This window comes from Ruminococcus sp. YRD2003 (assembly GCA_900109435.1).
Lineage (GTDB): Bacteria > Bacillota > Clostridia > Oscillospirales > Ruminococcaceae > Ruminococcus > Ruminococcus flavefaciens_G.
The window spans coordinates 181,839-197,130 of record FNZT01000006.1 but is presented as its reverse complement, the minus strand read 5'-3'; the positions used below and the strand labels follow the sequence as shown (position 1 = coordinate 197,130).

The following is a 15,292-nucleotide window of genomic DNA, read 5'->3' as shown; positions in this document are numbered from 1 at the left end:
TACGGCTTTTTTTGTTTTCGGGTGGATCCTCGGAATATGACATTTGTCATATGAAAAAACTGACATGGGACACTTCAATTCCTGCGGCGTATGAGCTATAATGGATACAGTGAGAAACACAGATGCCATACAGGAGGTAAAATATGGAAAAAACTGTTGTAAAAATAGACAATCTCGTCAAGAGATACGGTGAGCTCGTAGCGCTCGACCACTTCAGTCTCGAAATAAAGGAAGGCGAGATATTCGGTCTGCTCGGACCTAACGGTTCAGGCAAGACGACCACGATAAACTGCCTGCTTTCGCTGCTTTCGTTCGACAAAGGCAGTATCGAGATATTCGGCAAGAAGATGACTCCCGTGAGCTACGATATAAAGAAGGACATAGGTGTCATCATGCAAAATGTCGTAGTCAGCGAGGAACTGACTGTCTATGAGAACATCGACTACTTCTGCGGGCTCTATATCACGGACAAGAAGCTGCGAAAGCAGTACGTCGAAGAGGCGATAAAGTTCGTCGGACTTGAAGAATTCACCAAGTTCTATCCGAAGAAGCTATCGGGAGGACTTCTCCGCAGACTGAACATAGCCTGCGGCATAGCTCACAAGCCAAAGCTTATAATCCTCGACGAGCCGACAGTAGCCGTCGACCCGCAGAGCCGCAACAAGATACTCGAGGGCATACAGGAGCTCAACAAGAACGGCGTGACGATAATCTACACCTCCCACTATATGGAGGAGGTAGAGCAGATATGTACGCGTATCGCGATAATGGACAGAGGCAGAAAGGTCGCAGAGGGCACGAAGGACGAGCTCAAGCGCATGATAAAGAACACCGAGACCATCTCAATCGAAGCGCTCGGGCTCGGAGAAGATGTGCTCGCGGAGATGAGGGCTCTCCCGCACGTATACGACGTGAAATACGACGAAAAGCTGCTCGTGATAAGCTGTTCGGGCGGCAAGCACAATCTCATACGCGCACTTGAAGTATTGCAGAAGCGCGAGCTCGGCTTCGGACGCGTATATTCGGAGCTCCCGACGCTCAACGAGGTATTCCTTGAAATAACAGGCAAGGCACTCCGCGACAAAGAGGAATAAGGCTCAGAGCTAATAATGTAGGGGCGAGTTCCGCTCGCCCGCAAACAAAGACATAAACACGGGCGCACAGGAATGCGCCCCTACGGAAAAACGGAGGATAGATATGTTCCTGCACAATTTATTATACGAGATAAAGAGCTCGCTCCGCGTGAGAGACCTCATTTTCTGGCTGATACTTTTCCCGATAATTCTTGGAACGTTTTTCAAGATAGCTTTCGGCAGTCTGTATGAGAAGCAGACAAAGGTCACGGCAATCCCCACAGCAATAGTCGAGACAGCAGATAATGAAGTGTTCCGCTCTGTTATCGAGAGCGTATCGGGCACAGATGAAGCCCTGCTTGACGCGGAGTACCTCAGCGAGGACGAGGCACTGAAAAAGCTGAAGGACGGCGATATCAAAGGCATCATATACTCGGGCGACAAGCTGACTCTCACAGTTTCAGGCGACGGCGCAGAGCAGTCCGTGCTCAAGCTCTTTGTCGAGCAGTATATGCTCCGCGAGAAGATAATCACCGATACGATGACGAGCGACCCGTCTAAGATGCAGGCAGTTATCGCAGCGCTCTCCGAGGAGATAAACACCTCCGAGGAGGCAAAGCTGACCAATGGCAATCTCGACTTCTACATCCAGTATTTTTACAACCTTATCGCAATGGTGGCTATGTATGGCTCAGTCACGGGACTTCACGTCGCGATAGGTCAGCAGGCAAACCTTTCGGAGCTTGGCGCGCGCAAGAACTGCTCGGCAACACCGAAGTCGGTAGGTATACTCGCGAGCCTCACAGGTACGTGGATAGTGCAGTCGATATGTATGATAATATGCGTGAGCTTCACGGCATTCGTGCTGAAGGTCGACTACGGCGACAGGCTTCCGCTCGTATACGTTGCGGCGATATGCGGCGGCATACTCGGAGTCTCATTCGGCTTCTTTATCGGCTCTATCGGCAGAATGAAGCAGGGGGCGAAGGTCGGCATATGCATGAGCGTGTCGATGACTATGTGCTTCCTCAGCGGGCTTATGGTCGCCAATATGAAGCCTATAATGGCTGAAAAAGCGCCGTGGTTCAACAACATCAATCCCGCTGCTCTTGTCACGGACAGTATATCAGCACTCAATCTCTACAGCGGCTACAGGGTGTTTGTGACTAAGATACTCACTATGCTTGTGATATCGCTCATCTTCTATATACTCGGACTTCTTATGGTAAGGAGGAGAAAATATGCAAGTCTTTAAGCTCTTCATGAAGATATTGAAGAAGAATATCTTCACTTCAATGATATATGTTATCGTTTTCGTATCTGTATCTATCCCCATGGCGAAGTCAGCTGCGTCCGACAGGAACTTCAAGGACACGCCAATGACAATAGCTGTTTTCGACGAGGACGATACGCCCGAGAGCAGAGCTCTTGTCGAGTTTATCGGCAGGAAGCACAAGCTCAAAGAGCTCGAGAACGACAAGGACAAGATAATGCAGGCGCTTTATTTCGAGACTGTCAACTATGTGCTCATCATCAACGACGGCTACTCCGAGAAGCTCGCAGGAGGCGCGTCAGACGGGATGTTCTCGACCTATCATATACATGACTCCTATGCGACAGTCATGGTATCACAGCTCCTCGACAGCTATGTCAGCTCCGTGAGAGCCTATACAGCAGGCGGCATGGACATCTCCTCCGCACAGGAGAGCGCCGCCGAAGCCGTGCTCACCGAAGCAGAGGTCACTGTTGCACGCTCCAATGGGACCGAGAATTTCAGCGAATCGACCTCCGCGAACTTCCGTTATATGACATATATTCTCATATCGGTCATCATCAACGCACTTTGTCCCGTACTGCTGAAGCTCAGCAAGAAGGAATTCCGTTTCCGCACGAACTGCTCATGTATGAAGCCGACCACCTATACCATGGCGGTATTCGCAGGCAGCACTCTGTTCATAGTAATGCTGTGGACAGCACTGATGGTGGTATCAGTCATACAAAACGGCGGTATGTTCAAGGGCTATGCGTGGTTTGCTGTGCTCAACAGCTTCATCTACACGCTTGTATGTACATCAATTGCACTGCTGATATGCGCGTTCGAGCCGTCTGATACGGTCGTAAATCTCATGACTCAGATAATCGGTCTCGGCTCAAGTTTCCTCTGCGGAGTATTTATCCCGCAGTCTATGCTCGGAGACGGAGTTCTCGCAGCTGCGAAATTCCTGCCTGCCTACTGGTATGTCAATGTTGTGGAGATGCTCAGCGGCTCGGAGGCATTCGACGGCAAGCGTCTCGCGGCTTATCTGCTCATCGAGTGTGGCTTTGCAGCAGCTCTGCTGCTCATAGCAGTCGTTGTAAGCCGCGTGAAATATACGAGTACAGCTATCAGACTACCCCGACTCGCTCCAAAAACACAGGAATAAAAGCAAAGGACAGTCCGATCAGGACTGTCCTTTCTCATTCATCTTAGCAGCATCCGCAGAGCTTGCAAAGAATGGACCAGATATTTCTGAAGCACATAACCGATTACCTCCATAAGTGATTTCCCCCTTGGGATAACTTAATTATACCTCATAGTGATGCGGTTTTCAATGCAAAAAATCTGGAAGAAAAATTACCTGTTTAGCAGATATGTGCCTGCTGCAAGGTAGGCGGCAAAGAGGCTCCATGCCAGATACGGGAGCTGGAGGTATGCAGCTTTTTTGTTTACACCGAAGAAGCTCCACACCATGCTTCCGACTGCGGCAAGCAGCAGTACAGCTACTATTGCCGCCGCGAGCAGTGCTTCAAATCGAAAGAAAACTATGCTCCATGAGAAGTTTATCGCGAGCTGTATGGCGTAAACTCCGAGTGCGCGGCGGGAAGCACTGGTATCGGTGCGCCATACGAGGTATGCGGAGATACCCATGAGGGCGTAGAGCACAGTCCACACAATGGGGAATACCGCAGCGGGCGGCGAGAACGGCGGGCGCGTGAGCCTGTTATAGATGTCAGTGAAGCCGCCCGAGAGCAGGGCTGAGAATGCGCCGACCAATTCGGCTGAAACGATAAAAATAAGCAGATCCGTCAAACTGAATTTTTTCATAATTCTCCTCCTAAAGAAGTTATGGTAAATTCTATGACGGATCTGTCGGATTTATTCTGCTGAAGCGAATGCTCGCCCTAAATGGTGTCCCTTTAGCCTGTTTCGCAGGCTGCCGAATATGGTGCCGTAACTTTACGGCTCGGTAGCCCACAATTTCCGCTAAGGGAAGCACACTAAAAAGAGCAGTATAATTTTACAGCTTCTATCTCATTTGAGCGGAGTAACGTTATTGAACAACGCGTAGAACTTTACGGGGATATTCTTGTCGATGTGGCATTTGCCGAAGAACCACTTCTGATACGTACACGATTTGATTATCTCCTCGAACAGCGCGTGTACTTCTATGCGCTCGAACACATCCACGCCGAGGCAGTCCTTGACCGAGGCGGGCGGCTCGTGAGTGATGACGTAGTCTACGGAGTTGCCGTGCTTTTCGAGGTTGTCGACAGCCTCCATTATCTCCTCATGGGTCGGCTGTTCACGCTCCCACCAGTCGGTGTCGCTTCTGAATTCGAGGTCCTGACTGTGACCGCCGCCGAAGGTGAAAATGCGCTTGCCTTCGATAGTGTAAATCTGTCCGCGCATGAGGTGTATGAGGTTTGGAGCTATAACGCGCGCCATGCCTCCGTTCCATGTTTCTGTGGGATAGCTTTCAAGGATATCGAAGTTCTCGTGACAGCCGTCGATAAAGGCGATAGTGAAATCCTTGGCAGCGAGCTTTCTCAGGGCGGAGCGTTCCTGCTTTGAGCCGTTCCAGATGAAGCCGAAATCGCCGCAGATAATGAGAGTGTCGCCCTTGCGCAGCTTTTTCATCTGCGGGTCTTTGAAGCGGGTAAGGTCGCCGTGAGTATCTCCTGTAACGTAAACCATTTATGATTCCTCCGTTTTGTTGTCTTCGCGAAGCTAAGAGCCTATATATCTGTTTAATAGTATAACACACATTTCAGCAAAAATCAACAGGCGAGAGTCAAACTTCCGTTTTATTACTGTGATCCAACAAGAGCCATTGGAAAAATAATATATTGATACTTGATTATTTTTTAGCATTATGGTATAATATCTTTGTATAAAAATACCATTTGACTCAGCCCGTCAGCATAGTGCTGTACACATATACAAAGGAGAATACTTATGCGTCCAGACTTCTTTCATATAGCTTTTTATGCTTCGGCGCTGCTTATCCTCATAACTACTATATTTTTCACTCTCATACAGCAGCGTACCGCCAAGCTCAACAACAAGCTTTTCCTGCTGATAGCGGGGCTGCTTTCGCTCAATTCGATATCTCAGATAATAGTGGAGCTCTGCTACCCGTTCCGCTTTGAGTATGAGAGCGTGTTCAACCTGATTAAGGTGAGCGAGTTCTTCTACTTTATGCTCCACGCCCTTATACCGCCTATAGTGCTCGTGTACGTCAATGTCGTAACAGGTGCATCGTCGCGTTACAGCCGATTGCGGCGTATCATTTTTTCGCTGCCGCTGATAGTTGCCGAGGTCGCACTTTTCCTGGATCCGTTCCTGAACTGGTTCTTCTACTATGACGAGAACCGTGAATTCTGTCGAGGATATGCGGAGATCACCCTCTATCTTTCGGCGGGATTCTATCTTGCGGTATGTATGTTCACCATGATATACACGTGGAAGGCTGTAGTTATGAACCGCCGTATCGCAATAATGTATTTCTTTGCGGTGTGCTTTGGGGGAATAATCATACAGCTGCTGTTCCTTAATGTCAAGGTAGAGCTGTTTGCTGAATCTGTGGGTCTCCTCGGCATTATGATAGCCGTCGAGTCAGAGGACGACCGTATCGACATCGACACGGGCTTTTACAACAGACGGGCGCTTCAGCTTGACCTAAACAACTATATCGTCAACAAGCGCGAACTGTGGGTGATGTGCATAAAGGTCACGAACGCCGATATTATCCCGCGAGTAACCGGGTCGGAGAACGTAGACATCCTCTCCACGCTGATGAGTGACTACCTGCGAACGAAGATATCGCGCTCGTTCATTTACAATATGAACCCTCAGACCTTCGTGCTCACCATTCTCGACAAGGACGAAGAGTATGTGAAGAATCTTGCGACGGAGATACTTGTCCGCTTTGATATGCCGTGGACGATAAATGATAACGAGTATCTGCTCAAAGCCGTGATAATGTTCGCGGACGTGCCAAAGCGCCTGCCGTCGTCTGCTGACGCCTTCTATATGGCGGACAGCCCTGTTCCGGAGGGTAACGATAAGAAGATACTCTGCGGCAATGACCTTAACTACCTTCTTCGCCGTTCTGCGATACAGAGCGCTATCGTGAACGGACTGAAAAAGGAAAGCTTCGAGGTCTACTACCAGCCGACCTTCAACCTTGCTGACGGAAGTCTTCACGGCGCGGAGGCTCTGCTCCGTCTTGATGACGAAGTTATCGGAAAGATACCTCCGTATGAGTTTATCCCGATATCCGAGCAAATGGGACTTGTTGACGTGCTCGATACCTTTGTGCTTGGCGAGGTATGCAAGCTCCTCAGTACAGAGCTCAAAGACGACACTACCATTGAAGCTATCAACGTCAACCTCTCGGTGCTCCAGTGCATGAAGCCCGGCTTTGTGCAGAGCATCAACGAAGAGGCTGACCGCTATGGCATTGACCGCAGCCGCATAAACTTTGAGATAACCGAGTCGGTAGCTGCGAGCGACTACGACCAGCTCTCGCAGATAGTCTCGGAGCTCAAACGCTCGGGCTTCCGCTTCTCACTTGACGACTACGGTACAGGCTACTCGAACGTTATGTCGATATTCTCTATGGACCTCGACATCATCAAGATAGACAAGAGCATTCTGTGGTCCGCTGTCGACCACGAATTCGGACGCATACTTCTCGAGAACACAGTCCGTATGATAAAGCAAATGGGCAGAAAAGTGCTTGTTGAGGGAATCGAGACAGAGGCACAGCTCAACCTCATCAGAGAGGTAGGCGCGGACTATTTGCAGGGCTTTTACTTCTCGCGTCCGCTGCCGAAGGAAGAATTCCTCGCAGTGCTTGCAAAAGAAAAACTGAAAGCCAAGTCAGCACCGCACAAAGCTTATGCCGAAGATACGCCGTAGATCCGCTGCAAAGCCGTCAGGCGGGATCTGTACGGTGTTGACTAAAAAATGATTCGGAGCAGATAATAATGAAAAACACATTTCAAGACCTGAGAGACCCTGTCCGTGATATGCGTGTAATGACGAACGGCGATATCACGGAGAGCAGTTTCATAGATATGATAGAGGAAGGCTCAGGGCCTATAAAGCAGTTCTTTACTTACTACAAATGCGCGATAATGGAGGTAGAGACCAAGTTCCGCGTGCTGAACGAGCAGTTCTCGCTGAACGGGGAGAGCAACCCGATAGAGTTCATACAGTCGCGCATAAAGAGCTACAGCAGTATCATACACAAACTGAACGACAGGGGTGTTCCCGTCACCCTTGCAAATATGGAGGAGAACCTGTCGGACATCGCAGGCGTACGCGTAGTTTGCTCATTTATGGACGATATCTACCGCCTTGCCGACTGTTTCCTCAGTCAGGACGATATCTTCCTCATTGAGCGCAAGGACTATATCGAGAAGCCGAAGGCGAACGGCTACAGGAGCCTGCACCTTATAGTTGCAGTTCCGATATTCCTTGAAAACGAGAAGCGTTTGACGAAAGTGGAGGTGCAGCTCAGAACGATAGCAATGGATTTCTGGGCGAGCCTCGAGCACAAGCTCCGCTACAAAAAGGAGCTCTCGCAGGAGAAGCTCGAGGTTCTGCGCGGCGACCTGAAGCGCTGCGCCGACGAGAGCGCGAGCTGGGACAGGCGTATGCAGGAGATACGGGACTATATTGAAACGAATGAGTGATAGAACTATTCTTTGTTAATATCGGTCATTGAGAAAACGTTTATTATAACAGAGAACTCCCTGAAGAGTATGATCCTTCAGGGAGTTCTGTTTATGCTTTGTACTCGAATTTTGGCATGAGTTTCAGCTTGTGGAGATTGTTTGCGTGCATACGGTCTATCTTTGCCTTGAGCTCGGGTTTGTCGGAGAGGTCTGTCAGACCTCGGATATAGCGGTCGAGCTCCGCATAGGTGAAGCCGAGGTTTTCCTCGTCAGTCTTGCCGCAGAGACCGTCTATCGGAACCTTGTGAACGAGTTCTTTGGGAAGTCCGAGATAGTCACCTATCTGTAACACCTCAGTCACGGTAAGGTCGGAGAGGGGAGAAAAGTCTCCTGCCGCATCTCCGAATTTTGTCGAGTAGCCCACCCAGTCCTCGGAGAGGTTGCAGGTGTTGACAACTCGTGCGCCGACACACGCTCCGATAGCGTAGAGAGTGGTCATTCTGATACGTGCGGGAGTGTTGATGACAGCCTGCTGAGAGGGCTCGATGTGCTTGCTGAGCTCATTCATGAATGTGCTTACTGTGTCGCCGATGTTGACAGTATAGCTCTTGATGCCGAGAGTGTCCACGAGGAGGTGACTGAATGAGATGTCAGCCTGCTCGCCCTGCGGCATAAGCACGCCGATAACTCTGTCTTTTCCGAGAGCCTTTGCGCAGACTGCTGCGGCGACCGAGCTGTCCTTGCCTCCCGAAATGCCGATAACAGCGTATGTGGACGGTGAAGCGTTCTGTTCAAAGTATGTCCTTACCCAATTGATGACGTCATTTGCGGTCTTTTCCGCATTGAAAGAGTAGCTCATAGCTGTGACCTCCGTATCAGTATTTATCTTCAACGCAAACTTGGCAAACCTTCATTGCCGAGAGCGCATTTTCGTGGCTTTCGGGGGATACTCCCGCGCAGCAGTCTGCAATGACTCTTACGGGCACCTCGGGATAGGCGGCTTTGAGTATCATAACGTTTGAGATGACGCAGATATCGGTGCATACGCCGATAACGATGAACTCATCGACCCGAGTGTCTCTGCCGATGATGTCGGGGAGGTCATAGCAGCCGAATGTGAGTTTCTCCGCGTATTTACATTTCTCTCCGAGCGCTTTTTTTACTTCGGGGACTATCTTCCAGCCCTCCGAACCCTTGATACAGTGCGGGACGGGCAGATTCCTGCCCTCCTGTGTCTCGGAGTAATTTTCAAAATGTGTATCAAGCGTAGCAATGACGAGACCGTCGGGTTCGTTTTTGCGGAATCTCTTTATCATATCTGCAACATTCTCAATAACAGCAGCCGTTTGCGGATTACCGAGAACACCTGTGGTGAAATCGTTCTGCATATCTATGACTATGAGTGCTTTCATATGCGTACCTCCTTGATTAATCATGGTTAAAGTATATCACTTTTGTACCTGTTTGTCAATCAGGACGAATGAGTCCGAAATGCAAAAGCGCATTGTATATCCCGTCCTCTTCAATAGGAGAGGTGATGTACGAGACATAAGGGTAGATGGCCTCCGCACCGCCCATAGCTATACTGTGTTCAACGGCTTGCAGCATCGGGAGGTCGTTCATGCTGTCACCTATAGCGTAGGCGTTATCGCGCGGTATGCCGAGCTTATCGAGTATGAAGTCCATAGCTGTAGCTTTCGAGAATCCGCGCGGAACATTCTCCCAGAAGCCGTGACCGCGGTCTATCATCTCGTAGTCACAGCCTATCTCGCGGCGGAAGCGCTCCATATCGGAGTCGGGATTCTCCCATATCACGAACTTGTCGAAGATGAACTCGGGTGAAGTTACCTGCCTGCTGACGTCTATCCCTTCCTCGACAAAGCTGACGAGGAAGTCCTCAAGGTCGGCATTGCGCGGCGCGAGCCTGTCGAAGAAGTAGCCGTCCTTGTGTTCGTATACAGGAGTTACCCTGCATTCGCGGAGTAACTTGGCAATTCTGCGGCAGTGCTCCTGCGTGAGCCTGTTGTACAGCAGGACTTCACCGCGGTATTCGATATACGTACCGCAGCCGCAGATGAGCCCGTCGAATCCAAGCTCCCGCACCTGTGGAAGCACATTGAACGCAGTACGTCCCGTGTTTATGAATGTGAGACAGCCGCTTTCGCGTGCGAGCGTGACAGCTTTGCGGGTGCTGTCGGGGATCAGGTGACGTGCATCCTCGGTGATGAGGGTGCCGTCGATGTCAAAGAAAATGATGTTCTGCAATGGATATCTGCCTTTCGTAATTGTTTAGCCTTTGGGGGCAGTGAATAGGTGATCGCGGAGACTTTCCGTGCCTCCCGTGGAGATGTAGGAATAATAGCCGAGTATCGCAGAGGCGTCCTTTGCGTCTATTCTGCCGTCTCCGTTGACGTCTGCCGCTTGTTGTTGGGCGTAGGAGAGTTCGCCCTCTGTACCCGTGGACATCTTTGAGTAATGCACGAGTATCTCCGATGAATCCTTTGCGTCTGTTTTACCGTCGCCGTTGACGTCTCCGAGCTCGTGATCATCTTGATGGCTGTCAATAAGGTCTATCTTGATGCCGTCGGAATTGTGTCCCTTGCCCGTTATTACATCTACGGTGTATGTCTCAGTCCATTGCTCGCCTTCAGTAGCATCTTTCTCGAATATCATTATTAAGGCGGTATTTTCCTCGCCGTTGTATGCGACCGTGATTTTGGCGGGAGTGCGGCCGGTCGTTCCTATGAAGTTTTTCCGTGCGAGCTCTATGAGCTTTTCGTTTGTCATGAAGCCGATTTCGCTTATCTCGAAGGTGGTGTAGTGATATTTCAGTATCTCGTAGAATCCGTTGTCCCACACGAGCCCTATCTCATTTGCGGAAATCGGGCTGATTATCGCTGAATTTGAAGCATCCCCTGTGTCCTCATAGGAATCGAAGGAGAACACTATCATTTTATCTTGGAATTCACATTCAAATTCGTGTTCTATGCCGTCGGACTGATAGGCATACACGCCCTTTCCCTTATCTCCGCTGAATTCGGTGAAGCAGAAATAACGCGGCATACCGTAGTCAACGGTCGGAGTATATGCGCTCCACACACCTATCTTGTCGGGGCGCGCGACCTCATTCAGGTCGACGGGCTCGCCTGTGATATTGACGCCCACAGCAGTTTCGCGGCTGACAGTGTAAACATCGTGTGTATCGGGATTGCTGTCCTTATAGTCGTAGACATAGATGGAGATGGAGGTGTCCTCGGGGCTAAACACAAAACGCGCAAATTCGGGCGTGAAGCCGTGCAGACTGGCGTAATAGCGGCGTGCGAGTTCAATAAGCTCCTCATCGGAAAAGTAATTGAACTCGTCAAGAGTTGTGCTGTTGATCTGATACATGAGCGTTTCGCTTCTGCCGTCCTCCCATTCGAGAAATGCGGTGTACGGGCCGCTCCACCTTATAGATGCTTTAATAGGACGTTCATTGTACTGCTGTTTGTATATAAACGTATTTCCTTCGAGAGTGTAGCTTGCTTCATATCGGCTTTTATCATCCGTGCTCGACAGTATTATACTGCCGTCGTCTCTGAACTCGTAGAACACGTCATAAGAATCGCTGATGCCCTTCCACACGCCCTCTGTGAACAGTGTTGGGTGACCCGATGATTCCGAGCGGAAGCTGTACTCGTTGAGGGCACGGTCAACGACCGCAACGCTGTAATCAAGCAGATTTGTTATATCATAATTAATGAAGAAATCGCCGTTCTCATCGGGCTCTGCGGGGATAATATCGCAGAATTTGCAGTTATTCGGCTTTATGAGACCCGTGAGTATGGTCTGGAAGTCGGTGAGTTCTGATGGTGTTGAGATAGCGGGATAGTTGGTGAATATCCTTTCGTCTGTTTCAAGGAGCGAGCAGTTGCTGAGCGTTCTTTGCGTGAGACCGAGTGCATTGAATGCAGCCATGCTGTCTTCGGTCACAGGACCTATTTTTGAACCGAATATGTATATTCCGTCGAGGGACGGGTCATTTGCCTTCAGTCTCAGATATTTTCTGCCTCCCTCGGTGACTTCCTCATATTCGACCACGGGAGGCATCGTATCTATCGCCAGCTCTACGGAGCAGCTTTGCTTCTTGTTCTTGCTGTCTCCATAGCGGATATATGAGTCTATCCTGCCGGAGTATCTGCCGTCGGGGAGTGAATAGGCATCAGCGGACAGGAGCGCGAGCTTGGTTTCAAAGCTGTTGTGTGCATCATCATTGGTCGCATACAACAGCTTTCCGTCGCTGTCGTAAAGATCTATTCCTGTAAATGAGGCTTCGCGTGAGGGAACGTAGTAGCACCCGACGTAATCGCCGAAAACATCATTGTTCGGGGAGAAATAGGTCACTCCGTCGCAGAGCTGCGCGAACTGTGCTTTTTGTTCATTCGTGAATGAGTATTCGTATGATTCGGGGTATGTATCGGGGCGGTCGGGATCGAGGCTGAGCAGGTATATATCATTGCTAACTATATCTTTGAGCATTGCCGCCGTTTTAGCGAAGCTTATATCCGTGCGCATCTCATTGTAGCCCATGCTGACCTTTGGGAGGAGGGGATATCTGTCCGTATCAATGGTCGGTACCTTGCACCAGTCTCCGCAGAATCCGATCAGGGGGATAGATATATCGCAGCAGTTTTTCGCGTTGAAGAGCGAGATATAGCCCTCGACGAAGAAGCCGTTCGTGAACACGCTGCCGATAGAGGCGATCTGTTCCGGGGGAAGTTTGACGGTCACGGTTTTGGTGACGGTTTTTCCCGCGGGTACAGTAATATCCGTGTCGAGGTCATTATCGGCGGCAAACAGTGTCTGCCCCGATATCACTTCCTTATCCGTGGATTCGTACTGCTTGCTGCCGTCGGTAGTGAGGGTGATATTTGAGCCTGTAAATGTCACATCCTCGGAGCTGATATTGGTGATGTTCAGCTCAAAGCTGAATTTGTCACCGAGCCCGTCGTGCAGCTCTATAGCCGCCTTGCCTGAAACTCCCGTCATGATGACCTTATCGTTGACCGCCTTGTCGAGTGCGACAAGACCCGCTCCCTGACGTCTGGGGCTCATGGGAATACCGTCTTCGGAGTAGGGGACAGCGGAGTTCATGAGTACATTTTTAATTCTTTGAGTTCTTTTCTCCCCATAGAGGTTCACGTTCTGCTTTTTCATCTGCTGGTCGTACAGAGCCGCGCAGCCTGCGATATACGGAGAAGCCATGGATGTACCCGACATACGGCTCAGCTTGTTATTGTAGCCGGCAGAGAGCACATTGCCGCCAATGCCCATTATTTCGGGTTTGAGGTCAAGCGAGGTACCTACACCGTAGGAGCTGTAAGCGCTTATGACCTGAGTGAAGCGGTCGGGAACAGCTTCGCTGTCAAATGCAACGGTTTTTGCCCCGCTTTCACGTAGAGCTGCGCAGTCTGCTCGGGTAATGACTGCCACGGGAAATGATGTTGTATAGAGGAAGGATTCGTACTTGCCGTCGCATGAGTCATCAGCAATGATTATACCCGCTGCTCCGTAATCGAGGCACATCTTGTCAAGAAAGAGGTAGTTTTCACTGCTTCCCGAATACACGGCAACCTTTCCGCCAACAGTTTCGCTCGTGATATACGGGAGCTTGTCCTCATCAATGAAAGCGATAGGGTATTCCTTGTCGGAGAGCACTTCGCTGCAGTATGTCGAGCCGCATTCGCAGTATCCGAGCTCCAGATTCCCTGCTTTCAGATAATTCGTGGAAGAGACGGTGTTATCAGCCGATGCGACGGAGAACACCTGCGGGAAGATAGACGGCTCACTGATATTGCCTGTATCGACGTTTTCGGGACTCAGGTTGTTCCCATAGCCGAAGCGGTCGTTGGAGACGTTGCCTGCCGAAGCGCAGAGCATGATGCCCGCATTGGCGGCGGCTTCTATTGAGTCAGCATAGAATAGCAGGTCATAGTACTCATACACGCGTCCGAAGCTCATATTTATAACATCAGCCTTCAGCTTCACAGCGTCCTCGATAGCGGCAGCTACAGCTTCATCGGTAACGGTGAAAATGCCGCCGTCTCCGCCGTAGACCTTCATCATCAGGAGTTGCGCATCAGGTGCGACACCTGATATCTCATTGCCGTTGGAGTCGGTTATTCGGTTGCCTGCCGCTATGCCGCTGACGTGTGTACCGTGGTAATGGTCGCGTGCGTCGAGGGTGTATGGCGTGCTGTCGCTGTAGTCATAGGCGAAGGGCACCTTGCTGCTGAGGTATGCCTTATCCGCATCGACATCTGACGAAAATCCGCCCTTGCTGCATATCTCGTTTACGTTCTCCGAGCCTATTTTTATATCCTTGCCTTCGAGCGGTGCGAACATATCGTGAGAGGTGTTGAATTCCGTGTCGATAACAGCGATGACCTCACCCTCGCCTGTGCAGTCGGTATTATTGCAGTAGTCGGTAATGCCGCCGAGCTCCCTTGCAGTCGCGAGCTGCGGCTCTGCGGCAATGTCGGACTTTACTTTCACAACGCGTTTGATGAGCGGGTCGCTTTCTATCTCGGAGATAAGCGGTTCGGGCAAGGTGCAGGAGAAGCCGTTAGCCGTAAGCGTAAAGCGGTGCTTTATCTTCAGCTCGGGATAGAGCCTGCGGATATGCTCTTCCGCCTTGTCCTGTACGGCACAGAGCCTTTCCTCAGCAGACTGAGCAGCGTCTGTTTCAATGTAGTCAGCCCCCTGACCGCTTGCCTCGGGAGCAGCGAGCACGGCATCACCGCTGACCTTGACGATAACATCGACGAGTTCGCTGTCGGTATAGCTGATGGCTTGCAGAGCGGATTCATCTGCGAGAGCCTGTACAGCGTTTGAGCAGAGCGAGCAGCCCAGAGCAGCAGCTGCCGCTGCGGAGAGAAGTCTGTATTTGATATTGTGTTTCATGTATGATCACCTCTGAATTGTTGTGATAAGGAATACGATGATATAATAATAACATATTATTCAGATAATAGCAAGCCGCGCGGGATGTTCTTCCGTTTTTTTTTTTAGGTATGCCGCGAAACCGCCAGCGGGGGCTCCCCGCTAATATCATATTATTCAGATAATAGCAAGCTGCGCGGGATGCTCTTCCGTTTTTTTTAGGTATGCCGCGAAACCGCCAGCGGGGGCTCCCCGCTAATAACATATTATTATGATAATAGCAAGCTGCGCGGGATGCTCTTCCGTTTTTTTTGGATGTGCCGTGAGACAGCCAGCAGGATTTCTCCTAATAA

11 protein-coding genes are annotated in these 15,292 nt (G+C 50.3%); 5 read left to right on the top strand and 6 right to left on the bottom strand.

Annotation, left to right across the window (positions count from 1 at the left end; all coding sequences use genetic code 11):
- Positions 1 to 143 precede the first annotated feature (143 nt).
- From BMX22_RS06135 to BMX22_RS06125, 3 genes are all read left to right on the top strand, one after another.
- Positions 144 to 1,094 (top strand): ABC transporter ATP-binding protein, encoded by a 951-nt coding sequence (locus BMX22_RS06135; RefSeq protein WP_074741596.1) that lies wholly within the window; start codon positions 144 to 146, stop codon positions 1,092 to 1,094.
- Positions 1,095 to 1,197: 103 nt separating this feature from the next.
- Positions 1,198 to 2,328, top strand: coding sequence for an ABC transporter permease (locus BMX22_RS06130; protein ID WP_074741595.1), 1,131 nt, complete (start codon positions 1,198 to 1,200; stop codon positions 2,326 to 2,328).
- Entirely contained in the window at positions 2,315 to 3,496 is a 1,182-nt protein-coding gene (locus BMX22_RS06125; protein WP_074741594.1) for an ABC transporter permease, read from the top strand. Before BMX22_RS06130 ends, BMX22_RS06125 begins: the two co-directional genes overlap by 14 nt.
- Positions 3,497 to 3,687: 191 nt before the next feature.
- Here BMX22_RS06125 and BMX22_RS06120 read toward each other — a convergent pair whose 3' ends face one another.
- Together BMX22_RS06120 and BMX22_RS06115 are read right to left on the bottom strand one after the other, a co-directional pair.
- On the bottom strand, positions 3,688 to 4,158 hold the full coding sequence (locus tag BMX22_RS06120; RefSeq protein ID WP_074741593.1) for a TspO/MBR family protein: 471 nt from the start codon (positions 4,156 to 4,158) through the stop codon (positions 3,688 to 3,690).
- A 207-nt stretch (positions 4,159 to 4,365) separates the two neighbouring features.
- On the bottom strand, positions 4,366 to 5,028 hold the full coding sequence (locus tag BMX22_RS06115) for a metallophosphoesterase family protein (RefSeq protein WP_074741592.1): 663 nt from the start codon (positions 5,026 to 5,028) through the stop codon (positions 4,366 to 4,368).
- A 261-nt stretch (positions 5,029 to 5,289) separates the two neighbouring features.
- Between BMX22_RS06115 and BMX22_RS06110 the strand changes: the two genes are divergently transcribed.
- Together BMX22_RS06110 and BMX22_RS06105 are read left to right on the top strand one after the other, a co-directional pair.
- Positions 5,290 to 7,257 carry an EAL domain-containing protein gene (locus BMX22_RS06110; protein ID WP_074741591.1) on the top strand — a complete coding sequence of 656 codons (1,968 nt, stop codon included), beginning with the start codon at positions 5,290 to 5,292 and terminating at the stop codon, positions 7,255 to 7,257.
- 68 nt (positions 7,258 to 7,325) lie between these two features.
- On the top strand, positions 7,326 to 8,036 hold the full coding sequence (locus tag BMX22_RS06105) for a GTP pyrophosphokinase (RefSeq protein ID WP_318259696.1): 711 nt from the start codon (positions 7,326 to 7,328) through the stop codon (positions 8,034 to 8,036).
- A 91-nt stretch (positions 8,037 to 8,127) separates the two neighbouring features.
- Here the strand turns inward: BMX22_RS06105 and nadE are convergent, their stop codons facing one another.
- Genes nadE through BMX22_RS06085 form a run of 4 tightly spaced genes read right to left on the bottom strand, consistent with a single transcriptional unit; the run spans position 8,128 to position 14,960 of the window.
- Positions 8,128 to 8,877, bottom strand: coding sequence for an NAD(+) synthase (nadE, locus tag BMX22_RS06100; RefSeq protein WP_074741590.1), 750 nt, complete (start codon positions 8,875 to 8,877; stop codon positions 8,128 to 8,130).
- Between the two features lie 16 nt (positions 8,878 to 8,893).
- Positions 8,894 to 9,430 (bottom strand): cysteine hydrolase family protein, encoded by a 537-nt coding sequence (locus BMX22_RS06095; RefSeq protein WP_074741589.1) that lies wholly within the window; start codon positions 9,428 to 9,430, stop codon positions 8,894 to 8,896.
- A gap of 55 nt (positions 9,431 to 9,485) precedes the next feature.
- Positions 9,486 to 10,283, bottom strand: a complete 798-nt coding sequence (locus BMX22_RS06090; RefSeq protein ID WP_074741588.1) for an HAD-IIB family hydrolase — start codon at positions 10,281 to 10,283, stop codon at positions 9,486 to 9,488.
- Positions 10,284 to 10,307: 24 nt separating this feature from the next.
- Positions 10,308 to 14,960 carry a S8 family serine peptidase gene (locus BMX22_RS06085; protein WP_074741587.1) on the bottom strand — a complete coding sequence of 1,551 codons (4,653 nt, stop codon included), beginning with the start codon at positions 14,958 to 14,960 and terminating at the stop codon, positions 10,308 to 10,310.
- Positions 14,961 to 15,292: the final 332 nt, after the last annotated feature.

Excerpts from the sequence above, each read along its gene's own strand:
- BMX22_RS06095 (WP_074741589.1), bottom strand. The coding sequence starts at position 9,430 with ATGAAAGCACTCATAGTCATAGATATGCAGAACGATTTCACCACAGGT.
- BMX22_RS06115 (WP_074741592.1), bottom strand. The coding sequence starts at position 5,028 with ATGGTTTACGTTACAGGAGATACTCACGGCGACCTTACCCGCTTCAAA.
- BMX22_RS06085 (WP_074741587.1), bottom strand. The coding sequence starts at position 14,960 with ATGAAACACAATATCAAATACAGACTTCTCTCCGCAGCGGCAGCTGCT.
- BMX22_RS06135 (WP_074741596.1), top strand. The coding sequence starts at position 144 with ATGGAAAAAACTGTTGTAAAAATAGACAATCTCGTCAAGAGATACGGT.
- BMX22_RS06110 (WP_074741591.1), top strand. The coding sequence starts at position 5,290 with ATGCGTCCAGACTTCTTTCATATAGCTTTTTATGCTTCGGCGCTGCTT.
- BMX22_RS06125 (WP_074741594.1), top strand. The coding sequence starts at position 2,315 with ATGCAAGTCTTTAAGCTCTTCATGAAGATATTGAAGAAGAATATCTTC.
- BMX22_RS06130 (WP_074741595.1), top strand. The coding sequence starts at position 1,198 with ATGTTCCTGCACAATTTATTATACGAGATAAAGAGCTCGCTCCGCGTG.
- BMX22_RS06120 (WP_074741593.1), bottom strand. The coding sequence starts at position 4,158 with ATGAAAAAATTCAGTTTGACGGATCTGCTTATTTTTATCGTTTCAGCC.
- BMX22_RS06105 (WP_318259696.1), top strand. The coding sequence starts at position 7,326 with ATGAAAAACACATTTCAAGACCTGAGAGACCCTGTCCGTGATATGCGT.
- nadE (WP_074741590.1), bottom strand. The coding sequence starts at position 8,877 with ATGAGCTACTCTTTCAATGCGGAAAAGACCGCAAATGACGTCATCAAT.